The organism is Leifsonia sp. AK011, assembly GCF_013410945.1.
Classification (GTDB): domain Bacteria; phylum Actinomycetota; class Actinomycetes; order Actinomycetales; family Microbacteriaceae; genus Rhodoglobus.
On sequence record NZ_JACCCH010000001.1, the window covers coordinates 2,884,158 to 2,908,667 of the forward strand.

A 24,510-nucleotide genomic window follows, 5' to 3' on the forward strand; every position below is an offset into this window, starting at 1 on the left:
CTCGTCAGCAGTAGTACGTGCTCCGGGGTCGGTGAAAGTCCGAACCGGCGGTGACAGTCCGCGAACCCGCAAGGGTTGAACTGGTGGAATTCCGGTACCGACGGTAATGAGGTCGAAAGGCCTCTCAGTCCGGATGAGAGGATGCACGGGTGCCCAGGCGCCTGCCATGGGCACAGGTCGTTCGACCAACCCCCGGAGTCCGTCTTCCACGAGGACAGGAACACCGGATGCCCCAGCCAGAGCTCTACGAGGCCGCAATGCGCCACGCCCTGAGCCTCGCCGCCAATGGTCCCGTGACGGGCGGCAACCCGCAGGTCGGCTGCGTGCTCCTCTCTCCCGAGGGCGAGATCGTCGCCGAGGGCTGGCACCGCGGCGCGGGCACGGCACACGCCGAGGTCGACGCGCTCTCCAAGGTCGCCGACGCCCGCGGTCTCACCGCCGTCGTCACCCTCGAACCCTGCAACCATCACGGCCGCACGGGCCCCTGCAGTGTCGCGCTCATCGAGGCCGGCGTCGCTCGCGTCGTCTACGCGGTGGATGACCCGGGCCGGGCCTCCGCGGGCGGTGCAGAGCACCTCCGCAACGCGGGCGTCGAGACGGTCCAGGGTGTACTCAAGGACGAGGCCGAGACGTTCCTCGAGAAGTGGCTTACCGCAACCCGCAGGGGCACCCCGTGGGTGACGCTGAAGTGGGCCGCGAGCCTCGACGGCCGCTCGGCCGCCGCCGACGGCTCGAGCCAGTGGATCACCGGAACGGCAGCACGCCAGCGCGTGCACGAGCAGCGCGCCGAGGCCGACGCGATACTCGTCGGCACTGGCACGGTCATTGCCGACGACCCGAGCCTCACCGCCCGGGGCGACGCCGGCGAATTCCTGGAGCATCAGCCGCTGCCTGTCGTGATCGGTGAGCGGCCCGTGCCGGAGAACGCGAAGCTTCGGCAGCGCGGGTACGTGGCGGCCGGCACCCGGGACCTCGATCTCGTGCTGCGCGACCTGTTCGGCCGTGGCATCCGTCGGGCCTACGTCGAGGGCGGGCCGACGCTCGCGAGTGCGCTCATCGCCGCCGGCCGCGTCGACGAGTACCTCGTGTACATCGCGCCCAAGCTCATCGGGGGGCCCCGCACCGCGGTGGGCGACCTCGGTCTCCCCTCGATCGGCGACGCGATCGACCTGACCTTCACGGCTGTCGAATCGCTCGGCGACGACATCCTCATCACTGCACGACCCGCCACCCCGGCAAAGGAGTAACCATGTTCACCGGAATCATCGAAGAGCTGGGCGAGGTCGTCGCCTGGGACCAGGCCGGGGATGCCGCGCGCCTGACGGTTCGCGCGCCCCTCGCCGCCTCGGATGCGGGCCACGGCGACTCGATCTCGGTGAGCGGTGTGTGCCTCACGGTGATCGACCAGGGACCGGACTGGTTCACCGCCGACGTCATGGCGATGACCATCGACATGAGCACCCTCTCGGCCCTCACCCCGGGCCGCCGCGTCAACATCGAGCGGGCCATGCAGGTGGGCGACCGTCTCGGCGGGCACATCGTGCAGGGTCACATCGACGGCACAGCGACGGTCGTCTCGATCACTCCGGGGAGCGCGTGGCGAGTCATCCGCTTCAGCCTCTCCCCGGAGGAGGCACCCCTCGTCGCCCGCAAGGGGTCGATCGCGGTGGATGGTGTCTCCCTTACGGTGAGCGCGGTGGGGCCGGACTGGTTCGAGGTGTCCCTCATCCCCGAGACACTCGAGGCCACGACCCTTGGTGCGCTCGGCGTGGGCGACCGCGTCAACATCGAGACGGACATCCTGGCGCGCCACGTGCTGCGGATGAACGAGTTCTCGGTTTCGAGAGCCTCAACCACCAGCGACGGAGAGAACGGAGCCACATCATGAGCCTCGCCGACATCCCCGCAGCCCTCGACGCTCTGCGCGCCGGACGCCCCGTGATCGTGGTCGACAACGAGAGCCGCGAGAACGAGGGCGACGTCATTCTCGCCGCCCAGTTCGCGACACAGGAGTGGCTCGCCTGGACCATCCGGCACACCTCCGGGTTCGTCTGCGCGCCCATGTCCAACGAGCTCGCCGACCGCCTCGAGCTCCCGCTCATGGTCGCCGACAACCAGGACCCCCTCGGCACCGCGTACACGATCTCGGTGGATGCCGCGGACCGCCTGAGCACGGGCATCAGCGCAGCCGACCGTGCCCACACCCTCCGGGTGCTGGCCGACCCCACGGCGACCCCGTCGCGCCTGCGTCGCCCCGGCCACATCCTCCCGCTGCGCGCGAGCGACGGCGGAGTGCGTGTGCGCCCCGGCCACACCGAGGCGGCGGTCGACCTTCTCAAGCTCGCGGGCCTCATGCCCGTGGGTGCCATCGCGGAGATCGTGGCGGAGGACGGCGAGATGATGCGCCTGCCCGGCCTCATCCAGCTGGGTGCGGACAACGACCTCCCCGTCATCACGATCGCGGCCCTCATCGAGTACCTGCAGGAGTTCCACTGCGACACCGATGTGCCGATCGCCGTGGAGATCCCCGAGAGCTCGCGGGTGACGTTCGAGGTGGAGACGACCATCCCGACGACGCACGGCGCGTTCCGGTTCCGCGCGTACCGCGACCGCACGACGGGTGCCGACCACCTCGCGATCGTGGCGGGCGACCCGACGAACGGCGCGCTCGTGCGTGTTCACTCGGAGTGCCTGACCGGCGAGGTCTTCGGCTCGGAGAAGTGCGAGTGCGGCCCGCAGTTGAGCGCCGCGCTCGACGAGATCCAGCGTGAGGGCGGCGTGGTCGTGTACATGCGCGGACACGAGGGTCGCGGCATCGGCCTCATCAACAAGCTCAAGGCCTATCGCCTGCAGGAAGCTGGGCTCGACACACTCGACGCCAACATCGCACTCGGGTTCCCGGCCGACGCCCGCGACTACGGCGCCGCCGTCGACATCCTGAACGACCTCGGGCTGACCGAGATCCGACTGCTCACCAACAACCCCGACAAGGTGCTCCAGCTCTCCGACCACGGCATGACCGTGCTCGGGCAGGTGCCGCTCGTCGTGGGTGTCGGCGAGTTCAACGAGGCCTACCTCGAGACCAAGCGCGATCGCATGGGGCATCTGCTCCCGAGCGACGCGGTGCTGGACGCGGAGGTCGCGTTCACCGAGAACACCGGGGCAACGGCCCCGACCACGAAGGGAATCGCATGAGCGGCGCAGGTTCGCCCACTATCCACTCCGACGGAACGGGCCTCAAGGTCACGATCGTCGCGGGCCGCTGGCACGAGGAGATCACGAACGGACTGCTGGAGGGCGCGCGGCGCTCGCTCGCGGAGGCCGGTGCAGAAGTGACCGAGGTGCGTGTTCCCGGCTCCTTCGAGCTGCCGGTGGCGAGCAAGGCGGCACTCGAGGCCGGGGCAGACGCTGTCGTGGCGCTGGGCGTCATCATCCGTGGCGGCACTCCGCACTTCGAGTACGTGTCGGATGCCGCGACCTCGGGCCTCACCCAGGTGTCGCTGCTGACCGGCAAGCCCGTCGGCTTCGGCGTACTGACGCTGGAGGACGAGCAGCAGGGACTCGATCGCGCCGGGCTTCCCGGCTCGAAGGAGGACAAGGGCGCGGAGGCTGCCGAGGCCGCCATCGCCACCGCACTCGTGCTGCGGGATCTCCGCGCATCCTGACGGGAAAATGAGCCGCGGTCGGCGGTGTGTGCCGGGTAGCCTGTGGCTGTGACCGCAACCACTCCTCCGGGTCCACCGTCCAACCTTCCCTCCGGCGCGCCGGTCGGGCCCCCGACGGATCTGCCACCGCCACCCGGAGCGAGCACACCGGCGCCGGCACCCGAGCCGGGCAAGCGCGGACGACGGGCCGCCCCCGCGCGCACGTTCACGCCGTTCGCGGAACCGACCCGTCGCGTCGGCGGCGGCTGGATCGCGCTGTTCGCGACAGCGTGGCTCGGCATCTGGATGGCACAGCTCACGCCCATCCAGCTGCTACTCCCCCTGCAGGTCGACTTCCTGCTGAAGCCCACCGACTGGACCGAGAGTGTGGTCGCGTTCGGCATCATCTCGGGGATCGCGGGGGCCTGCGCGCTCATCGCGTACCCGCTCACGGGTGCACTCTCCGACCGCACCACGTCGCGTTACGGACGCCGCCGACCGTGGATCCTCGCGGGCACGGTCGTGTTCGCCGTTGCCCTCGTGCTGCTCGGGCTCCAGACATCCATCGTCGGTGTCGGCATCTTCTGGTCGATCGCACTGATCGGGTTCTGCATGCTCACCGCTGCCCTCACCGCGACGATCTCCGACCAGGTTCCCGTCGGCCAGCGCGGCATCGTCTCGGGCTGGGTCTCCGCCCCGCAGGCGATCGGTACGGTGCTCGGCATCCTGCTCGTCACGATCGTGCTCACGAGCATCCCGGGCTACCCGCTCATGGCGCTGCTGCTCATCGTGCTCGTGCTGCCGTTCCTGCTGGTCGTGCCCGACGAGGTGCTGCCAAAGGTGCTGCGCCCACCGTTCACGCTGTCGGCGCTCGTGCGCGGGTTCTGGGTGAATCCCGCGAAGCACCCCGACTTCGGGTGGACCCTGGTCAGTCGCATCCTCGTCAACATCGGCAACGCCCTCGGTACAACCCTGTTGCTGTACTTCATCATGTTCGGCCTCGGGCGTGAGGAGACTGCGCAGGATGACCTGCTGAGCCTCACCGTCGTCTACCTGCTGTTCTTCATCCTCTCGGCGGTCGGTTTCGGCAAGCTCAGCGACGTCATCGGCAAGCGCAAGCCGTTCGTCTACATCGCGGCGTACCTGCAGGGGCTCGCCGCCCTCCTCATCGCCTTCGTGCCCGATCTGACGATCACCTTCATCGCCGGCGCCCTCCTCGGCATCGGGTACGGATGCTTCATGGCCGTCGACCAGGCCCTCGCCACCCAGGTGCTGCCCAACTCGCACACGCGCGGCAAGGACCTCGGCATCATGAACATCGCCACGACCGTGCCGCAAGCGGTCTCGCCCCTGCTCGGGGCGTTCATCGTCGCCTACCTCGGCGGCTTCACGGGGCTCTTCGTCGTTTCCGCGGTCGCGGCCGCGGTGGGTGGGCTCGCGATCCTCCCGGTGAAGGGCGTGAAGTAGGGCCGCCCCGCCGCGATACCGGAGGCTCTCCGCGAAGTACGGACGCCGGTAGCGAACACTCCCCCGGGCGTACACGGAGACGCCCCGCGCGAGCGAGACTTGATGCATGAGTTCCCCCCGTAGTGGTCGTCCGTCGCGCTCGCCCTTTGGTGCGCCGAAGAAGGACGACGGCCCCCGCGCCAGTTTCCGTCAGCTGTTCCCCTACCTCGCCGAGCACCGTGGTGTTCTCGCGGTGGTCATCGGCCTGAGCATCCTCGCCGCCGGCGCCTCGCTCGCCCAGCCGCTTCTCGTCTCCCAGGTCATCACGGTCGTGCAGGCGGGTGACCCGCTCGGGATGCTCGTCTGGGCCCTCATCGCGCTCGTCGTCGCCTCGGCCGTGCTCAGCGGCTTCCAGCACTATCTCCTCCAGCGCACGGGCACCTCGGTCGTGTACTCGGCCCGCCGACAGCTCGTGCGACGGATGCTACGGCTCCCGATCAGCGAGTTCGACACCCGCCGCACGGGTGACCTCGTCTCCCGCGTCGGTTCCGACACGACCCTGCTCTACGCGGTCATCACGCAGGGCCTCGTCGACGCAGTCGGCGGGTCGCTCGTCTTCGTGGGTGCGCTCATCGCGATGCTCGTCATCGACCCCGTGCTGCTCGGGCTCACGGTGGCAGTGATCGCGGTCGCGGTGATCACCGTGGTCTCGCTGTCCTCGCGCATCCGCGTGGCCAGCCGCAAGCAGCAGGAGAAGGTGGGCGACCTCGCCGCCTCCGTCGAGCGCTCGCTCTCGGCCGTGCGCACGGTGCGGGCCGCGAACGCGACCGACCGCGAGGTGACGGCCATCGAGAAGGACGCGGAGGGCGCCTGGCGCCAGGGTCTCGCGGTGGCACGCATCTCGGCGCTCGTGGTTCCCGTCTCGGGTATCGCGCTTCAAGTCGCGCTGCTCGTTGTGCTCGGTGTCGGCGGCTTCCGCGTTGCGAGCGGAGCTATCACCGTCGCGAGCCTCGTGGCGTTCATCCTCTTCCTGTTCATGATGATCATGCCGCTCGGCCAGGCCTTCGGCGCGATCAACTCCGTCAACCAGGCCCTGGGCGCTCTCGGGCGCATCCAGGAGATCGTGTCGCTCCCGTCGGAGACCGACGGAGACGCCCGCATCACCCCGGTGGCGGCGATCGAATCGGATGCCGCGATCTCCTTCGAGAACGTCGAGTTCTCGTATCCAGAGGGTGCTGTGCCAGACGCCGCGTCCGACGATCCCTCGCTTGCGGCCGCAGCGGAGAAGGATGCCGCGGACCGCGTTGTACTCCGAGGCGTCTCGTTCACGGCACCCCGCGGGCAGCGCACGGCCCTCGTCGGCCCGTCCGGCGCTGGCAAGAGCACCATCCTCGCGCTCATCGAGCGCTTCTACGACCCGACGGGCGGGGTCGTGCGCTTCGGCGGCGTCGACATCCGCGGCCTGGACCGCACCGAGCTGCGCGCGCAGCTCGGCTACGTCGAGCAGGACGCCCCTGTGCTCGCCGGCACCCTGCGCGAGAACCTGCTGCTCGGTGCGCCGGATGCCACGGAGGAGCAGTGCGTCGAGGTGCTCCGCTCGGTTAACCTCACCGAGGTACTCGAGCGCAATCCGCTCGGCCTGGACGCGCCCGTCGGCGAGTCCGGCATCATGCTCTCCGGCGGCGAGCGCCAGCGTCTCGCGATCGCACGTGCGCTGCTGGCGGCACCTCCTATCCTGTTGCTCGATGAGTCCACGTCATCCCTCGACGGTCTCAACGAGCAGATGCTGCGTGAGGCGATCGACGCGGTGGCACAGGACCGCACGCTCATCGTCATCGCGCACCGCCTCTCGACGGTCGTCGACTCCGACCAGATCGTCGTTCTCGACCACGGCCGGGTCGTGGGCGTCGGCACCCACTCCGAGCTCATCGCGTCCACCCCCCTCTACAAGGACCTCGCCAAGCACCAGCTCCTCGTCTGAGGTTGGACGTCGCTGAGCGACGCTCCGCGCGCTGAGGTTTGGTGACGACGCGCAGGTTCAAACGCCTGCGCGCGCACCAAACCTCAGCGCGGCCTGGGGCGTCGTCCAGCGCTTCCCTAGCGGCCGGGGAAACGCTCGAACCACTCCTCGACGGGATGCTTCAGAAGCCGATCCATCATCGAGCGCGCGCGCGCGGACGGGGTGCCGAACTTCGCGGTCAACCCGATCACGTAGTTCCTCGAACGAGCATCCACCCGCTCCAGCGTGAACTCGAAGCGCCCTGCACCCTCCTTCCACCATGCCGACGCAACCCAGCCGACGCGGTACCCAGCATCCGCGATGACCTCGTGGTGCTCTTCGAGCAACATGGCAAGGATTCTGGCAGTCACCCGCGACGGGGATTCCCACGAGCGGTCGAGTGCAATCCGCATGACCTCCTCCCGGTACTGGGATGCATCGAATCGAACCTGATCCATCGGCAGCAGTTCACCCTCGTAGCCATCCGACGGGTCATCCGGATGCACGAACACGCCGGTGAAATCACGGAAGTCCGTCCATGTGACGACATCGCCGTCGGTCGCGATGATGGGAGCGATGACGCCGCATCCCGCCGTGCCGCACGAACACGTGTACAGAGCGATTCGCTGGGCGTCAGCGCTCTGGAGGAGTGGAGGTTTCGCCCAGGCGTCACTGGGGTCCCAATCATCATTGATCCACGAGTCCTCGACGCTGAACAGCGCGGGCGCTGGCAGTATCTGGTCCGCCGGAAATCCGATGAATCCGATCTGACTTCCCGAGAGGAGGGACAGTTCCACCCCGTCCACCCTGATGGACAGGTGGGGATCATCGCGCCCGTCGGGCGGAAAGGTCACCTCAAGACCGAGGCGGGAGAGGGGCGGACGGATGGCGTGGTTCGCATCGTTCATCGCAGCGCGCTGCGTCGGGTTGCCGGCCCACCACCATCTGGTGAGTCCGTCGACGCCGGAGGGGGCTCTGCCCCGCGCGGAGTTACACGTTAGTGGATCGGCTGCTACCGCGCGAGGGTGTACATCGCGACCGCCGCGGTCGCGGCCACATTGAGCGAGTCGATACCGTGGGCCATCGGGATCTGCACGATCGTGTCGGCCGCGTCCAGCGCCTCGCGGGTGAGCCCGTAGCCCTCCTCCCCCAGCATGAGCGCAACCCGCTCCGGGGCGGATGCCGCGAACTCACGCAGCGCGACGGCCCCCGGCTCGAGTGCCAGCGCCGCGACGTGGAACCCGGATGCCACGAGCTCCTCCCGCGCAGACCCCCAGTCGCCCGTCCTGGTCCACGGCACCTGCAGCACCGTGCCCATGGACACGCGGATGGCACGGCGGTAGAACGGGTCTGAGCACCGCGGCGTCACGAGCACGGCATCCGCCCCGATGCCGGCGACGGAGCGGAAGATCGCCCCGACGTTGGTGGGGTCGGCGACGTTTTCGAGTATGACGATGCGACGGGCATCCTCGAGCAGCGACGAGACGGACGGCAGGGCCGGGCGGTGCATCGAGGCGATGAGGCCCCGGTGGAGCAGGTAGCCGGTGAGCTCCTCGAGAAGCTCGGGCGGCCCCGAGAACACGGGAACATCCTCACCGACGAGCTGAATGGCCTGGTCGACCGAGGCACCGAGCGCCAGCACTGACCGTGGTCGGTGCCCCGCCCGCAGCGCCCGCTCGAGCACGAGCGCCGACTCCGCCAGGTAGAGCCCGTGCTCGGTGCCCTGCGCCTTCTTCAGCGCCACATCCGTCTGGTGCGAGTAGTCGCCGAGGCGCGGATCGTCGAGGGAGTCGATGCGGATGATCACCGCCGAATGCTATCGGCACGTCGTGAGCCGAGAACGCAGAAACGTCTAGTGCGACGCACGCCGCACTAGACGTTTCTGCACTCTCGGTGCGATCCGGACGCGCTACCGCACCGACTTGCGCTCGTAGATCGCCATCGACCAGACGTAGCCCACGACGATGAGCACCACGCTCCAGCCCAGGGCCAACGGAATGTTCCAGCCCGGATCGGTTCCGAGAAGCAGCGCACGCACCGCCTCGATGAACGGGGTGAACGGCTGGTACTGGGCGAACCACTGAAGCCACACGGGCATCGACTCGGTGGGCACGAACCCGCTGCCGAGCATGGGCAGGAGCGTGAGGATGAGAGGCAGGTTGCTCGCCGTCTCGACGGTCTTCGCCTGCATCCCCATCCCGATGCCGATCCAGCTGACCGCGAACGAGATGAGGGCGATGATCCCGAGCAGGGCGAGCCACTCGAGCGGCCCTGCCGTGGGTCGGAAGCCCACGAGGACCCCGACGCCGAGCACGAGCGCCACCGCGATCATCGCCTGGATGGTGTTGCCGAGCACGTGTCCCGCGAGCACGGCCGCCCGTGAGATCGACATCGTGCGGAAACGCGCCGTGATGCCCTCGGTCATGTCCATCGCGACGGTGATCGCGGCGCCGCTCGCCGTGCCCGCGATCGTGATGAGAAGGATGCCCGGCATGACGTACGCGAGATAGGCCTCCCGCCCGGCGCCCGGGTCCACCCCGGGCAGGCCAGCGCCGAGCGTGCCACCGAACACGAAGACGATGAGCAGCAGGATCACGACGGGACCCAGAATGGTGAACATCGACAGGCCGGGGTAGCGCACAGCACGCAGGAGGTTGCGGCGCAGCATCGTGATCGCGTCGGAGATCACGTGCGTCTGGTACGAGGGGGCGATGGTGGTCATGATGCTGTCTCCTTCTGTTCGATCCGGCCGGTGAGGGCGAAGAACACGTCGTCGAGGTCGGGCGTGTGAATGCTGAGGTCGGCTACCGGGACGTCCGCGGCGGCGAGGCGGTCGAGCACACCACGCAGGGTGTCGACGCCTCCGTCGCCCGGCACGGTGAGAGTGAGTTCTGCGGCATCCCGCTCAGACTCGGTGAGGAGCGCCGCTGCGGCGTCGAGGTTCGAGAGGTCGTCGAAGCGCAAGGTCAGGTGTCCACCGGGAACCCGTCGCTTGAGCTCGTCCGGGGTGCCCTCCGCGACGATGCGGCCGTCGTCGAGCACGGCGATGCGGCCGGCCAGCTCGTCGGCCTCGTCGAGGTACTGGGTCGTGAGGAGCACGGTTGTGCCCTCCGCGACGAGGCCCCGCACGATGTCCCACATCGTGTGCCGGCTGCGCGGGTCGAGCCCCGTGGTCGGCTCGTCGAGGAAGATCACGTCGGGGCGCGAGACGAGCGTCATCGCGAGGTCGAGGCGCCGTTTCATCCCGCCCGAGTAGGTCGCGAGCGGTTTGCGCGCGGCCTCCACGAGGTCGAACTGCTCGAGCAGCTCGGCGACCCGCTGCTTCGATCGCTTCGCGCCGAGGTGGCGCAGCCTGGCCATGAGCAGCAGGTTCTCCTCGCCCGTGATGAGGTTGTCGACCGCCGAGAACTGCCCGGTCAGGCCGATGGATGCCCGTACCCCCTCCGCATCACGAACGACGTCGTGGCCGCCCACGAGGGCCGTGCCCCCGTCCGGTCGCAGGAGGGTCGAGAGGATGTGGACGGTCGTGGTCTTGCCCGCGCCGTTGGGGCCGAGCAGGGCGGTGACCGTGCCGGCCTCGACGGTGAGGTCGACACCGTCGAGGACGCGCTTGGGGCCGTACGACTTGCGAAGCCCGCGGACGTCGATTGCTGGGGTCATGCGTCGTGCCTTTCTCTGGTGGCCCGCTCAGCGGGCGCGTTGGATGGAGATGTCGCCGAACTGGGTGCGCGCACGCACGGCCACTGTCGACTCGGACCCGGAGGGGGCGGCATCCCCCTCGAGCTGGTTGCGCACGCGGCCCTCGCGGGAGGAGAGGTCAAGCCACGCGGGAACCCCCTCGCGCACGCCGACCGTGATGGCCCCGTACCCGCTGTCGAGTTGGATGCTGCCGCTCGACGCCTCACGCAGGCGTACACTCCCGTAGGCCGTCGTGGCCGCCACCGACGCGAGCGCGCGATCGATCTCGATGTCGCCGTACGAGAGCTTCGCCTCCACGTCGCCGCCGGACTCCCGGATCGTCACGCTGCCGTGCGAGGCCTTGAGCAGGGCATCGCCGGTGACGACGCCGAGGCGGATCTGGCCGTGGTCGGCCGTGATCTCCGCTGAGCCGTCGACGCTGTCGACGGTCACGTTGCCGTGGGATGCCCGCAGCCACAGGTCTCCAGTGGTCTCCAGCTCGACACCTCCCGTGGAGGCCTTGATGCGCGTCGCGCCGAGTCGACCCGTCGCGTTCACGGCACCCACGGGGATCTCCACCGTGAGGCGCGAGTCCGTCGGAATCTCGACCCGCAGGTCGACCGACTCCGTGGGGCCGATGATGCTGAGACGCGGCTTGGGGCCGACGATCGTGAGGCGCTGCCCGTCGAAGTCGACGCGCGTCTCCTCCGCCCCGCGGCGGTCGACCGCCTTGGACGGGTTCGTCGGCGAAACCGTCACGACGGTGTCGCCACGGTCGCTCGCGACGATCTCGATGATGCCGACCTGGAGGTTGATCGCGAGGTCGATCGGTGTGGGCGTACTGAATGTGGGCATGCTGGCGCCTCCCTTTCTGTGGGCGTGTTCGATCTCCCCGCGGGATGCGGGGCGAGGGTGCTTCGGGGTCGCCCGCCTAGCGGGCCCACCCCGCGAAGTCGCTGCCGGTGCGCAGCGAGCGCTGCGCCGACCGGCGTTGTTTCGGCTGCAGGGCGGCCGCAACCGCCCTCACCAGCCAGGTGTTCACCGAGAGTCCGTCGGCCGCGGCCGCGTCGTCGACGCGGGCCTTCAGAGCGTCCGGCAGTCGCAGGGTGGTGCGCGAGGTGCTCGTGTCGTCGAGGTCGACGGATGCCGCGCTCACCTCGTCAGCTTCGGCGTCGGCTGGCGCAGCGGCCACGACGAACTCGACGTCTCGTCCGCGCAGACGAACGTCGACCGAACCGGGTGCGAGGTCGCGCGTGATCTCACCGGCGGCAGCGGAGAGCACCTCGAGGAGGACGAGGCGAGCCGTGGCATCCAGACCGGCGACGAGCCGTTCGGCGACGGCCCGCGTCTCGTCAGACCCGTTCTCGGCCGACTCGACGAGCTGCCGCTGGAGGTCGGCGACGTAAGGCGAAAGTTCCATGTGCACCACTATGACACCACTATGGTGTCATGGTCAAGCAATTGTGGTGTCACGTTGAAGGGTGGGGGCCGCCTTTGAGGGTTTCCGGCGTGGTTGGCGTCTACGGGCAGAAACCCTCAAAGGCGGCCCCCACCCGACCCGCGAGACTTACGCGAAGGGATTCGGCGTCAGCACGTACTTCGTCTCGAGGTACTCGTGGATTCCCTCGAACCCACCCTCGCGCCCGACCCCGGACGACTTGACCCCGCCGAACGGTGCAGCAGCATTCGAGACGACGCCGACATTGAGCCCCATCATCCCCGTCTGCAGCGACTCGATAAGCCGCTGCCCGCGCGCGAGATCGCGGGTGTAGGCGTAGGAGACGAGACCGTACTCGGTGTCGTTGGCCTTGGCCACGGCATCCGCTTCGTCAGTGAACGTGATGATCGACAGCACCGGTCCGAAGATCTCCTCGCGCAGGATGTCACTGCCCGCCGCAACACCGGAGACCACCGTGGGCGCGTAGAAGGTGCCATCCCGATCGAGCACGGTGCCGCCGGTGAGCACCGAGGCACCACGCGACACCGCGTCCTGGACGAGCTCGTCGGCCTTCGCGACTGCTGCGTCGTTGATGAGCGGACCGATCGTCACACCCTCCTCGGTGCCGCGACCGACCTTCATGCCGGAGACCCGCTCCGTGACGAGGCGCGCGAACTCGTCGGCCACCGACTCGTGCACGATGAACCGATTCGCCGCCGTGCAGGCCTGGCCGATGTTGCGGAACTTGGCAGCCATCGCGCCGTCCACCGCCGCCGACAGGTCGGCATCCTCGAACACGAGGAAGGGCGCGTTGCCGCCCAGCTCCATGGAAGTGCGCAGCACTCCCCCGGCGGCCTGCCGCAGCAGGGCCTGGCCGACGTGGGTGGATCCGGTGAACGAGAGCTTGCGCAGGCGCGGGTCGGCGATGATCGGCTCCGACACCTCGCCCGAGGTCGAGGTCGTGATGACGTTCACGACGCCGGCAGGCAACCCGGCGTCCTCGAGCAGCCGCGCGAAGTAGAGGGTCGTGAGGGGCGTGAGCTCGGCCGGCTTGATGACGGACGTGCAGCCGGCCGCGATGGCTGGCGCGATCTTGCGGGTCGCCATCGCCAGCGGGAAGTTCCAGGGGGTGATGAGGTACGACGGACCCACGGGGAGGTGGGTGACGATCATCCGGCCGGTTCCTTCGGGATTGGACCCGTAGCGACCGGTGATGCGCACGGCCTCCTCGCTGAACCAGCGCAGGAACTCACCACCGTAGGTGACCTCACCGCGCGCCTCGGCGAGCGGCTTGCCCATCTCCAGGGTCATGAGCAGCGCGAACTCATCCGCACGCTCCTGCAGCAGGTCGAACGCGCTGCGGAGGATCTCGCCGCGCACGCGGGGCGGTGTCGCAGCCCACGACTCCTGGGCGGCGACGGCCGCGTCGAGCGCCCGGGCGCCATCGGCAACGGATGCATCGGCGATCGTCTTGATCACGCTTCCCGTTGACGGGTCCTGGACGTCGATGCTGCGTCCCGAGGTCGACTCGACCCACTCGCCCCCGATGAACAGGCCGTCCGGCACCTTCGCCAGCAGGTCGGCTTCGCTGATCGTCATGACTGTCCCTTCGCGACATCCTCGCTGGACACCAGGTCGACCCCGGCGGCCTCGAGCTTCTTCAGCGCCGCGGCGCTGGATTCGTCGGCGACACCCGCGACGAGATCGGTGACCACACGCACGTGGCGGCCGGCCTCGACCGCATCGAGCGCCGAGGCGAGAACGCAGTAGTCGGTCGCGATACCCACGACGTCAATGTCGGTGATGCCCAGCCGATCGAGGGCCTCCGGAACGGTCTCCCCGTCATCGGTCACACCCTCGAAGATCGAGTAGGCGGGCTTGCCCTGCCCCTTCCGCACGTGAATGTCGATGTGCTCGGTGTCGAGGTCGGGGTGGTACTCGGCTCCCTCGGTTCCGGCGACACAGTGCTCTGGCCAGCTGTCGACGTAGTCAGGCTCAGGGTGGAAGTGCCCGCCGTTGTCGTTGTGACCGTCGTGCCAGTCACGCGAAGCCACGATGATGTCGTACGGATGCTCGCGCTCGAGCATCTCGGTGATCCCGGCCGCGACTGCCGCTCCGCCGTCGACCCCGAGCGCCCCGCCCTCCGTGAAGTCGTTCTGCACATCGATGATGAAGAGTGCCGAGCTCATATCGCCTCGTCTCGTCAGGTGTTGGAGAGGTTGTCGCCGCACGTGTACAGCCCGGTGGCGAGGGTGTCCTGCGCCTCCTTCGCATCCGAGCTGATGCCGTCGCGGATGGAGGCGAACATGAACGCGAGCGGAGTGCCATCCGCAGCGTTGACCACGCCGCCGAGGGTGTACGCGGTATCGATCCAGCCCGTTTTGGCGATCACGGAACCCGCCGCTATCGCGTTCGCGCCCGTGAATCGCCCGGAGAGGGTGCCACTCATGCCCGACACCGGGAGGGCGTTGAACATGATGCCGAGGTTCTGCTCGCCGGTGCGTGCCTTGCTCATGAGCGACGTGATGAACGAGCCGGGCACGGCGTTGAGATCGCTCAGGCCGGAGCCATCGCGGATGGTCACGCCCGAGGCATCCAGCCCCAGGGCGACGAGCGCGCCGGGGATGGCCTGCGCGAGCGAACCGGAGCTGCCGTCGAAGCCTGCAGCGATCGAGGTCACCCGCGCCATGTTCTCGGCGAGCACGTTGTCACTCCACGACATCATCTGCGGGATGAGCACACTGATCGGCTGCGACGAGACCTCCGCGAGTACGGTCGTGCCCGTGGCGGTGCCGGTCGTGAAGGTCGCGGTGCGCAGTCCCGCGGCACTCGCGAACGCCCGACCCGCGCCCCCGACCGGGTCGCTCGAGCGCACGCTCACCGTCGCCGACGGGTCAGCGCGGCCACCGTCGACCATGAGTGCGGTCACCTCGGCCTGGTAGCCGTCCGCCTGCTCCTTGCGGAGCCACGAGTCATCCCACTTGTCGTTCGGGTCCCACATCGTCGAGTCGAGCACGATCTGGGTGACGGGCACGCCGGGGTGCAGCTGCTGGTAGCGAGCCATGGCGCTCGTCGCGAGGTCGGAGATCAGCGGCGCGCCCGAGTACACCGTCGCGGGCGTCGTCGCGAGCGTCGGGTCACCGCCACCCTTGAGCACGATCACGCCAGGCGTGTCGCCGTCGAGCACCTGGGTGGTGAACTGGCCGCCAGGGCCGAGCGTCTGCAGTGCCGCGGCCGCGGTCAGCGTCTTGAGCACACTTCCGGTGCGCTGAGGGGTGGTGCCCCCGCGATCGAGGAGCACCTCGCCCGTGTTCGCGTTGACGACGTATCCCGAGAAGTTCGACAGGCGCGGATCGGCGAGGATGCTCGCCACCGAGCAGGTGCGTAGGTGGCTGGCCGCGGGAATGCTCGCCGGCACCTGCCTGGGCGTCTCCGTCGGGGTCGGAACCGGTGCAGCGACCGTCGCCCGGGTGCCCGTCGATGCACCGAGGAACACCGCGCCCGTGCCGAGGAGGAGGAACGCAACGCTCAGCGATGCCGCGAGCCACGCCGTCGGATGCCTGCGGATGTGACCGGCAAGCCCCCCGGATGCCCCGGCCTTCGCGCCGCGCGAACCCGCTGCGGATGCCGACTCCTCGAGCGCCCGCGCCTCGCGCAGCTCACGTCGGCTGAGGGCCTCGGTCGGCTGCGAGTCCTGCGAATCCGTCACTCGTCAATGATACGCGGGCTCCCCGAGGGAGAGCCCGGGGGCGATACGCGGGCTCCCCAAGGGACAGCCCGGGGGCGATACGCGGGCTCCTGAGGGAAAGCCCGGGGAGTGTGCCCGACCGCTCAGCAGCTGCGCCAGCTCGCGGCCGCCCGCGTGAACGAGGTCGGCTCGTCGATGCCGCCGTGGGTCATCGCGAGGGCGACACACACGCCGGCCGTGGAGTTCGGCGGGCGGTACAGCGAGGCGCGGTGGGAGAGCGACTGCCACCACTTGGTCGCGACGGTGGCGCCGGTGTTGGCGGTGCCTCCCGCGAGGTTGCCGTCGCAGCCGACACTCGGCACACCGTCAATGCGAGTCGAGCCGATGTGGCCCCAGGCGTCCAGCGGGTCCGGGCTGGGCGACTCCGCCATCCAGAACAGGCGGGCCTCCATGCAGGAGTCGTACACGAAGCGGGTCACCGGTGGCAGGCAGTTCTGGTACCGGATGAGGTTGTACTGGTCGGCGAACGAAATGAGGTCGGCGGTCGTCGTTCCGGCGACACCCTGGGCGGAGCGCTTGCTCGGCGCTCCCGACGTCGTGTACGTGCCGAGCGCGGGGCACGACTTGCCCTGCGCGGAGAGGGCCTGCACGCGGGCGATGGTCTCAGGGTCGGTGCTCAGGTAGGCCGGGGAGACCTCGTTGGGCGCGATGTGCTTGACCGCGGCATCCCACGGGGACGTCGTTGCCTCGGACGCCGTCGTCGCCTCGGCGAAGTCGAGAGCGGCCGCGCCAGCGTCGAACTCGCCAGTCGAGGTGTCTGCGGTGCCCTCCGAGCGCGGCTCGACAGGTGCGGACGCGACCGGGGCCTCGCTAGAGGAGTCTTCGGATGCCACGGCGGGAGCCTCCGCGACGGTCCAGGCCAGGGGTGCCTCAGCCGGCTCCACCGTCGAAACGGTCGGAACGCTGGCGGCCGAGACGACACCAGCCGCAGTGGAAGATGTCGAGGTTGCGGTGGACGACGGGGTAGCGGGACCCGAACCCGCTACACCGGGAACAAAGAAATTCCCGAACCCGCCTCCACCGACAAGGGACAGCGTCAGGGCTCCCGAAACGAGGAGCCCAGTAAGGATGCCAAAACGTCCCATGCCGTGTACCCCCATACACTGCGAGCACCTACCCCGAATGTGGTGCCCTCTGACGAACAAGCTAAGCCGGGTCGCGAGGGATGGCAAGGGACTAAGGGCCCATGACGGGGGTGTTCACCCACGAAGTGGGGGTACAAATGGCTCAGCCTGTCAGCATTTATGCGGACAACTGGGGCACATTTGGGGTACAAAAACGCGACCTGCCGGGAGGGGGGTTGCGCGGGTTTAGGGTGGGGTGATATATCGGGGCGTTTTGGTGCGAGGGTGGTGCTGGTGCGCGCGGGGCGTGTGCACGTGAGGGTGGTGCTGGTGCGCGCGGGCGATGCCCGCGCGGGGGTCGGCTCTAGATCGACTCCCCTACTGTGCCGCCAGCGCGCCCACGCGGGTTCGGAGTCATTTGGGCGACTGCAAAGAGAAATGGTGCCGCCGGAGGCGACACCATTTCTCTTTGGAGCCGCCCAAGGGAATCGAACCCTTGACCTTCTCATTACGAGTGAGATGCTCTGCCGACTGAGCTAGGGCGGCATACCTGCGGACTGGCCGAGGCACAGCATGAAAGCTTAGCCGAAGAACGGGCGCGCGCGGAACGCGGGATTCCTACCGGCTCAGACCAGTACCGTGTCGAGCTGGCCGAAGCTCTCCGCGATGTTGTCGGCGATCGACGGCGCACCCCCGGTCGCCCACTGGCGCCAGGCGTGCCGCATCGCAGCGAACGCCACATAGGCGGCGAGGTGGGCACGGCTGTCGAGCTCGTCGGGGCGCGCGGCGAGGGTCGCGTCATCCGCAGCCAGCCGGCGCGCGATGACCGATGCGAGCTCCTCCTCCACACGACGCATGTTGGCCATGCGCATCGCGAAGAGGTGCGGGTACTCACCGAGCACACCCTTGCGACGCACCATGAGTTCCTGGTCGTGGCCGTCGAGGATGATCGTGTTCGTGATGAGCTTGGCGATGCCGGTCATGAGAGGCTCAGCGGGGCCCGCGGCCACAAACTCCTCCACGGGCGTCCCCTCGGGCAGCTCCGGGTGATCCCCGATGATCGCCGCCTCCTTGGAGGGGAAGTAGTTGAAGAACGTGCGGGGCGAGACATCCGCCCGGCGACTGATCTCATCCACCGTCGTGCCCTCGAGGCCGTTCTCCGCCACGAGGTCGATCGCCGCCAATTGGATGGCACGACGCGTCGCCTGGCGCTTGCGCTCGCGCAGGCCCGGTTCGATCGTGTCGGGAGCGGTCATAGTCCTATTCTTGCACAGTGCGCAAAATTATCGGCTCACGACTTTCGGCTAACACTTCGGATCACGGTCGGGCACGGTGCCGTCGATGAGGAAAGCATCCACCACCGAGTTCACGCAGTCGTTCGACTTGTTGTAGGCGGTGTGCCCCTCCCCCTCGTAGGTCACGAGATGCCCGTTCTCGAGGGTGCCAGCGACGGTCACCGCCCACTCGTAGGGGGTCGCGGGGTCGTTGGTGGTACCCAGCACAAGGATGTCGGGCGACCCGGGTGCCACGATGGGGCCGCGGGCGAAGGTTGCCGGCACCGGCCAGTTCGGGCATCCCGTTCCGCCCCACGACATCTGCGGGCCGAACACCGGAGCCAGCTCCCGCAGCTCCGCGGCCTCCTGGCGCATCTCGTCGGCGGTCGGATCGCCGTGCTCGTCGAGGCAGTTGATGCTGATGAACGCCTCGGTCTGGTTGTCGCGGTAGGTGCCATCGGGGTTGCGCCCGTTGTAGTTGTCGGCGAGCTGGAACGCGTACTCCGGGTCGCCCGCGAACACGTCGGTGAAGACCTCACGCAAGTACACCCAGTTGTTCTGGTTGTAGAGCGGGAGGATGATCGCCGTGAACATGGTCGCGCTGCCGAGCTGGCGCCCATCCGAGGCGAGCAGGGGGCTGGCATCCAGCGAGTCGAGCAGGTCGCGAACCTTCTGCATCGAGCTGTCGACGCTGCCCGTGAACGGGCAGTCGGCTGACGTGTCGCAGTCCTCCAGGAACGCCCGGAGCGCACTCTCGAAGCCCTTCGCCTGCGTCGCCGTCTTCTCGAACTCGGTCGCGTTCGGATCGACGGCACCGTCCAGCACGAGGCGGCCGGCGCGGTCGGGGAAGAGATTCGCGTACACCTGGCCGAGGAGGGTGCCGTACGAGTATCCGAGGAAGTTCAGCTTCTCGTCGCCGAGGGCGGCCCTCAGCATATCCATGTCGCGCGCGGCGCTCGGGGTGTCGACGTAGCCGAGCAACGGTCCGGTGAGGTCGAGGCAGCGCTGGCCGAGGTCGCGGGTCGCCGTGGATGCCGCTTCCAGCCATTCGTCGCTGCCCGGCTCGCCCGGCGGGATCCCGTAGAGGTAGGAGTCGAGCTCCGACGGGTCGTCGTAGCAGGTCACCGGCGTCGACCGGTTGACGCCCCGGGGATCGAACCCGACGACGTCGAAGTTCGCCTGGAGCTCCGTGTCGGTCGCGTAGTCGAGGCTGTCCCGGATGAAGTCGTACCCCGAACCACCCGGGCCGCCCGGGTTCACCAGGAGCGACCCGATGGGGTTGCCGGATGTCGCGGGCTGGCGTACGAGCGCAAGCTCGATGTCGCCAGCTGCCGGGTCATCCCAGTTCACCGGTGCGATCGCGGTGGCGCACTGCAGGCCGTCACCGCAGGGGTCCCACACGATCTGCTGCGCGTAGAAGCGCTCGAGGTCCGCCGGCACGGTCTCGCCGGTCGGCGAGGAGGTGGCGCTCACCTGCGGCGGCTCGAACCACGAGACACAGCCGGTGAGGGCCAGCGAGAGGGCAGCGGCAACGGCCGCGACCCGGATCAGTCGTTTCATCCACGCTCCGGCGTTCGGGTGGCTGTCGTTCGGGTGGCGCTCACGAGCATGGCCTCGAGCGCGAGGGCCGGGGCAACGTTGGAGTCGATCCTGCGACGGGCAACGGCGATGGCATCCATCGTCGCGAGGGTGCGTTCGGGGCCGGCGAGCGCGGCGGCCTCCCTGACCCGATCGATGATGTCGCGGTTGACGGGCTCGCTGTCGACGCCGAGCTGCACGAGCAGGATGTCGCGGTAGAGCGAGAGCAGGTCGACGAGGATGCGGTCGATGCCGTCGCGCAGGCTGCGTGTCGCCCGGCGCTTCTGGTCGTCTTCGAGGTTCTTGATTTGCGCGCGGAGGTTCGCCGGCACCGTGCCGCCGGGCTCCACACCGAGCGAGCGAAGTGCGGAGTCCCGCTCCTCCGCGTCCCGTTCCGTGGTGATCGCCTCGGCATCGGCCTTCGCCAGCTCGAGGAGCGTGGCAGCCGCGAAGACGGCGTCCGAGACGCGGTGGATGCCGAGTGCCGTCTCGAGCGTGCGGGCGCGGCGTTCGCGCGCCTCCGCGTTGGTGGCGAGACGGTGGGCCATGCCGATGTGGGACTGGGCCTGACGCGCGGCATTGGCCGCGAGATCCGGGTCGACGCCGTCACGGCGCACGAGCAGTGCGGCCACCTCGTCGACGTCCGGCACCCGCAGGCGCACGCTGCGCACGCGGGACCGGATGGTGGGGATGAGGTCAGCCTCGCTCGGGGCGCATAGGATCCACACGGTGCGGGGTGGGGGCTCCTCAAGGGCCTTGAGGAGAACGTTGGAGGTGCGCTCGGCCATGCGGTCGGCATCCTCGATGACCATGACGCGGAAGCGGCCCACCGAGGGAGAGAACTGGGAGGCCGCGACGAGCTGGCGCACCTCGTCGATCGAGATGATCACGCGATCGGTGCTGAGCACCCCGAGGTCGGGATGCGTGCGGGCTGCGACTTGGCGCTGGGTCGCTTCATCCCCACCCAGCAGGGCGGCGGCGAACGCGTAGGCGAGGTTGGAGCGGCCGGACCCGGGTGGCCCCGTGATGAGCCACGAGTGGGTCATGGCCGAGCTCTCGTCGTGGGATGCCGCGGCCTCGACGATCGCGATGGCGTCGGCCTGCCCGGTCAACTCGTCCCACAACGCCATGGCATAACCCTAATCGAGCCGCCTGACGGCGCGGCTGGGAGCGCACAGGGGCCGCGCAGTGACCTCCGAGACGCGCCCTCCGGACGCTCCTCAGGGAGCGGGGCGGAGCAACGTCTCCACCCGCGAACGGATGGCTGAGGCGATGTTCTCGATGGTGTCGCGTGCGTCGAGCACGAGGAAGCGCTCCGGCTCGGCTGCGGCGAGTTCGAGGTAGGCCTCGCTCACGCGCGCGTGGAAGTCATCCCCCGCGGCCTCGAGCCGGTCGTAGAGGGTGCGATCGGCAAGCCGGTCGCTGCCCTCACGCAGGTCGAGGAGCACCGTGAGGTCGGGCAGCAGTCCGTCCGTGGCCCACAGCGACAGGTCGCGCACCTCCTGAGCTCCCAGCACGCGGCCGGCACCCTGATAGGCGACCGAGGAGTCGAGGTAGCGATCCTGCACGACGATCTCGCCGCGCTCGAGCGCCGGGCGCACCTTGGTGGCGATGTTGTGCGCGCGGTCGGCAGCGTAGATGAGTGCCTCGGCCCTGGGTGCGATCTCGCCGCGCCAGTGGAGCACGAGCTGGCGCAGTTCGAGCCCGACATCCGTTCCGCCGGGTTCGCGGGAGACGACAACGCCGTGACCCAACGCCTGGAGCCACTCGACGAGCAGGGCGGACTGGGTGGACTTGCCCGACCCGTCGCCGCCCTCGAAGGTGATGAAGAGCCCTGGCATCTACTTCTTCTTGGCCGGTGCGCGCTTGGCGGCGGGCTTGCGGGCCGCGGGCTTCGCCTTCGGCTTGGCCGGTCCCTTGGCGCGCTTGTCGGCGAGCAGCTGCACGGCGCGGTCGTAGTCGATCTCCTCGATGACCTCGCCACGCGGGATGGTGGCGTTGGTCGTGCCATCCGTCACATAGGGGCCGAAGCGGCCGTCCTTGATCTTGATGGCCTTCTCGCTCACCGGGTCGGGCTGCTCGAATTCCTTGAGGGCACTGGATGCCGCGCGCCCGCCGTACTTCGGCTGCGCGAAGATCTCGAGCGCACCAGGAAGGTCGATGTCGAAGATCTGGTCCTCACTCGTGAGGGACCGGCTGTCGGTGCCCTTCTTGAGGTACGGGCCGAATCGTCCGTTCTGCGCGGTGATCTCGGCGCCCGTCTCCGGGTCGGCTCCCACGACGCGGGGAAGCGAGAGCAGCTTGAGGGCGGTGTCGAGGTCGATGCTCGCGAGGTCCATGGTCTTGAAGAGCGAGGCGGTGCGGGGCTTGGGTGCCACGACCTTCTTGGGCTTCTTGACCTTCACCTCGCCGGTCTTCGGGTCGATGACCTCGACGGGCGCCTCCTCGGGAACCTCCGGCTCGAGCTCTGTCACGTAGGGGCCGAAGCGGCCGTCCTTCGCGACGATCTCCTTGCCGTTGTCGGGGTTGACGCCGATCACGCGGTCGGTCACGACGGGGGCCTCGATGAGCTCGCGCGCCTTCTCGGCGGTCAGCTCGTCGGGGGCGAGCTCCTGCGGGATGTTGACGCGACGCGGGGTCTCCGGGTCGTCGCTCGGCGCCTCGAGGTACGGTCCGTACTTGCCGATGCGGAGGGTGATGTCGTCGGCGATCCGGATCGAGTTGATCTCGCGCGCGTCGATCTCCCCGAGGTTGTCGATGACACCGCGCAGGCCGCGGTGGTCGGCATTGCCGAAGTAGAAGCCGGTGAGCCACTCGACGCGGTCGGCCTCTCCCCCGGCGATGCGGTCGAGGTCGTCCTCCATGCCGGCAGTGAAGCCGTACTCCACGAGTTCGGCGAAGTACTGCTCGAGCAGCCGCACGACACTGAAGGCGATCCAGTTGGGCACGAGTGCCTGGCCGCGGGGCGTGACGTAGCCGCGGTCGATGATCGTGGAGATGATGCTCGCGTACGTCGACGGGCGGCCGATGCCTAGTTCCTCGAGCTGCTTGACGAGGCTCGCCTCGGTGTAGCGCGGGGGCGGGGATGTCTCGTGGCCCTTGGCCTCCATATCCACGACCGTCAGCTCCTGGCCGACGGTGAGCGGCGGCAGTTTCGCCTCGGCCTCTGCGGCGGCCTCGGCCGGCTCGTTGCGCTCCTCGTCCTTGCTCTCCTCGTAGGCCTGCATGAAACCGCGGAAGGTGATCACGGTTCCGGTGGCCACGAACTCCGCGACGGAGTCCTTGGTGGTGCCGGTGATGGTGACGGAGGCGGTGGAGCCCTTGGCATCCGCCATCTGGGAGGCGACGGTGCGCTTCCAGATGAGGTCGTAGAGCTTGAAGTCGTTGCCGCGGAGCACGCTGGAGAGCTCGCTCGGTGTGCGGAAGGTGTCGCCGGACGGGCGGATGGCCTCGTGGGCCTCCTGGGCGTTCTTGGACTTGCCCGTGTACAGGCGCGGTGAGTCTGGCACGGTCTCGGCGCCGTAGAGAGCCTTGGCCTGTTTGCGCGCCGCGTCGATCGCCTGCTGGCTGAGCGACGGCGAGTCGGTACGCATGTAGGTGATGTAGCCGTTCTCGTAGAGCGACTGCGCGACGCTCATCGTCTGGCGTGCGGAGAAACGCAGCTTGCGGCCGGCCTCCTGCTGCAGCGTCGACGTGGTGAAGGGCGCTGCGGGGCGGCGCGTGTAGGGCTTCGACTCGAGGTTGCTGACGACGATCGGGATGCCCGGCTGCCGCAGTGCATCGGCGAGGGCCTGTGCTGCGGTCTCGTCGAGGGCGACGGCGTCTCCCTTGAGCTTGCCGCGGTCGTCGAAGTCACGTCCGGCGGCGACGCGCTTGCCGTTGATGCGAACGAGTCGCGACTCGAAGCGGTTCTTCTCGGTGTCGGGGGTGAGACCGGCGAGCAGGTCCCAGTAGGCGGCGGTGACGAAGGCGAGACGCTCGCGCTCACGGTCGACGACGAGGCGGGTGGCGGCGGACTGCACACGGCCGGCGGAGAGCCCGGGGCCGACCTTGCGCCAGAGCACAGGCGAGACCTCGTAGCCGTAGAGGCGGTCGAGGATGCGACGGGTCTCCTGTGCATCGACGAGTGCGGTGTCGATCTGCCGGGTGTGGTCGCGGGCGTACTGGATCGCGTCCTTGGTGATCTCGTGGAACACCATGCGGTGCACGGGAACCTTCGGCTTGAGCTCCTCGAGCAGGTGCCACGCGATGGCTTCGCCCTCGCGGTCCTCATCAGTGGCGAGGTAGAGCTCGTCGGCGCCCTTGAGTGCTCGCTTGAGTTCGGCGACCGTCTTCTTCTTGGCATCCGAGACCACGTAGTAGGGCTTGAAGTCGTTCTCGACGTCGATCGAGAACTTGCCGAGCGGGCCCTTCTTGAGCTCCGGCGGCAGGTTCTTCGGCTCGATGAGGTCACGGATGTGACCGACCGACGAGAGCACCTCATAGCCCTCGCCCAGGTACTGGGCGATCGTCTTCGCCTTGGTCGGCGACTCGACGATGACGAGCTTGGTGGTCACGGTACTCCTTGTTTTCAGCGATGACGGGCCCAGATGGGGGCGTCAGCGACACCATACACACACTCACCCGGGTGACTCCTCATTC

At 68.7% G+C, this 24,510-nt stretch carries 21 protein-coding genes and 1 tRNA gene; 6 read left to right on the forward strand and 16 right to left on the reverse strand.

The features are described from left to right. Positions 1-227: 227 nt before the first annotated feature. From ribD to HDC94_RS13960, 6 genes are all read left to right on the forward strand, one after another. Positions 228-1,247 (forward strand): bifunctional diaminohydroxyphosphoribosylaminopyrimidine deaminase/5-amino-6-(5-phosphoribosylamino)uracil reductase RibD, encoded by a 1,020-nt coding sequence (gene ribD / locus HDC94_RS13935; RefSeq protein WP_179498567.1) that lies wholly within the window; start codon positions 228-230, stop codon positions 1,245-1,247. 2 nt (positions 1,248-1,249) lie between these two features. Then, the gene (locus HDC94_RS13940; RefSeq protein ID WP_179498569.1) at positions 1,250-1,888 is read left to right on the forward strand and encodes a riboflavin synthase; all 639 of its coding nucleotides are present in this window, start codon (positions 1,250-1,252) and stop codon (positions 1,886-1,888) included. Next, positions 1,885-3,195, forward strand: coding sequence for a GTP cyclohydrolase II (gene ribA / locus HDC94_RS13945; protein ID WP_179498571.1), 1,311 nt, complete (start codon positions 1,885-1,887; stop codon positions 3,193-3,195). The genes HDC94_RS13940 and ribA overlap by 4 nt, the downstream gene beginning before the upstream one ends. Beyond that, positions 3,192-3,665 (forward strand): 6,7-dimethyl-8-ribityllumazine synthase, encoded by a 474-nt coding sequence (gene ribH, locus HDC94_RS13950; protein WP_179498573.1) that lies wholly within the window; start codon positions 3,192-3,194, stop codon positions 3,663-3,665. The genes ribA and ribH overlap by 4 nt, the downstream gene beginning before the upstream one ends. Positions 3,666-3,713: 48 nt before the next feature. Further along, positions 3,714-5,111: an MFS transporter gene (locus HDC94_RS13955; protein ID WP_308495735.1), complete on the forward strand. Its 1,398-nt coding sequence runs from the start codon at positions 3,714-3,716 to the stop codon at positions 5,109-5,111. Between the two features lie 106 nt (positions 5,112-5,217). After that, positions 5,218-7,071, forward strand: coding sequence for an ABC transporter ATP-binding protein (locus HDC94_RS13960; protein WP_179498575.1), 1,854 nt, complete (start codon positions 5,218-5,220; stop codon positions 7,069-7,071). 116 nt (positions 7,072-7,187) lie between these two features. On the opposite strand, the gene HDC94_RS13965 is transcribed toward HDC94_RS13960, so the two are convergent. The 16 genes from HDC94_RS13965 to topA all read right to left on the reverse strand — a co-directional run bounded on the left by HDC94_RS13965 (position 7,188) and on the right by topA (position 24,425). Next, entirely contained in the window at positions 7,188-7,997 is an 810-nt protein-coding gene (locus HDC94_RS13965; protein WP_179498577.1) for a hypothetical protein, read from the reverse strand. Between the two features lie 104 nt (positions 7,998-8,101). Then, entirely contained in the window at positions 8,102-8,896 is a 795-nt protein-coding gene (locus tag HDC94_RS13970) for an RNA methyltransferase (RefSeq protein WP_179498579.1), read from the reverse strand. Positions 8,897-8,998: 102 nt separating this feature from the next. Next, entirely contained in the window at positions 8,999-9,811 is an 813-nt protein-coding gene (locus HDC94_RS13975; protein ID WP_179498581.1) for an ABC transporter permease, read from the reverse strand. Then, a complete protein-coding gene (locus HDC94_RS13980; protein WP_179498583.1) occupies positions 9,808-10,749 on the reverse strand; it encodes an ATP-binding cassette domain-containing protein in 942 nt (313 codons plus the stop codon). Before HDC94_RS13980 ends, HDC94_RS13975 begins: the two co-directional genes overlap by 4 nt. A 27-nt stretch (positions 10,750-10,776) precedes the next feature. After that, complete coding sequence (locus HDC94_RS13985; RefSeq protein ID WP_179498585.1) at positions 10,777-11,622, reverse strand: DUF4097 family beta strand repeat-containing protein; 846 nt, start codon at positions 11,620-11,622, stop codon at positions 10,777-10,779. A gap of 76 nt (positions 11,623-11,698) precedes the next feature. Then, the gene (locus tag HDC94_RS13990; RefSeq protein ID WP_179498587.1) at positions 11,699-12,187 is read right to left on the reverse strand and encodes a histidine kinase; all 489 of its coding nucleotides are present in this window, start codon (positions 12,185-12,187) and stop codon (positions 11,699-11,701) included. A 147-nt stretch (positions 12,188-12,334) separates the two neighbouring features. Next, the gene (locus HDC94_RS13995; protein ID WP_179498589.1) at positions 12,335-13,804 is read right to left on the reverse strand and encodes an NAD-dependent succinate-semialdehyde dehydrogenase; all 1,470 of its coding nucleotides are present in this window, start codon (positions 13,802-13,804) and stop codon (positions 12,335-12,337) included. Then, positions 13,801-14,394: an isochorismatase family protein gene (locus HDC94_RS14000; protein WP_179498591.1), complete on the reverse strand. Its 594-nt coding sequence runs from the start codon at positions 14,392-14,394 to the stop codon at positions 13,801-13,803. The genes HDC94_RS13995 and HDC94_RS14000 overlap by 4 nt, the downstream gene beginning before the upstream one ends. A gap of 14 nt (positions 14,395-14,408) precedes the next feature. Continuing rightward, positions 14,409-15,914 carry a D-alanyl-D-alanine carboxypeptidase gene (locus HDC94_RS14005; RefSeq protein ID WP_308495736.1) on the reverse strand — a complete coding sequence of 502 codons (1,506 nt, stop codon included), beginning with the start codon at positions 15,912-15,914 and terminating at the stop codon, positions 14,409-14,411. A 122-nt stretch (positions 15,915-16,036) separates the two neighbouring features. Then, positions 16,037-16,786 carry a hypothetical protein gene (locus tag HDC94_RS14010; protein ID WP_179498593.1) on the reverse strand — a complete coding sequence of 250 codons (750 nt, stop codon included), beginning with the start codon at positions 16,784-16,786 and terminating at the stop codon, positions 16,037-16,039. 701 nt (positions 16,787-17,487) lie between these two features. Next, positions 17,488-17,563: transfer RNA gene (locus tag HDC94_RS14015), tRNA-Thr, on the reverse strand. Positions 17,564-17,643: 80 nt separating this feature from the next. Continuing rightward, positions 17,644-18,273 (reverse strand): TetR family transcriptional regulator, encoded by a 630-nt coding sequence (locus HDC94_RS14020; RefSeq protein WP_179498595.1) that lies wholly within the window; start codon positions 18,271-18,273, stop codon positions 17,644-17,646. Between the two features lie 48 nt (positions 18,274-18,321). Beyond that, on the reverse strand, positions 18,322-19,851 hold the full coding sequence (locus HDC94_RS14025) for an alpha/beta hydrolase (RefSeq protein ID WP_179498597.1): 1,530 nt from the start codon (positions 19,849-19,851) through the stop codon (positions 18,322-18,324). Next, a complete protein-coding gene (locus HDC94_RS14030; RefSeq protein ID WP_179498599.1) occupies positions 19,848-20,999 on the reverse strand; it encodes a DNA polymerase III subunit delta' in 1,152 nt (383 codons plus the stop codon). Before HDC94_RS14030 ends, HDC94_RS14025 begins: the two co-directional genes overlap by 4 nt. 90 nt (positions 21,000-21,089) lie before the next feature. Further along, positions 21,090-21,710 (reverse strand): dTMP kinase, encoded by a 621-nt coding sequence (gene tmk, locus HDC94_RS14035; protein WP_179498601.1) that lies wholly within the window; start codon positions 21,708-21,710, stop codon positions 21,090-21,092. Further along, positions 21,711-24,425, reverse strand: a complete 2,715-nt coding sequence (gene topA / locus HDC94_RS14040; protein ID WP_179498603.1) for a type I DNA topoisomerase — start codon at positions 24,423-24,425, stop codon at positions 21,711-21,713. It abuts the gene before it with no gap. Between the last annotated feature and the right edge of the window lie 85 nt (positions 24,426-24,510).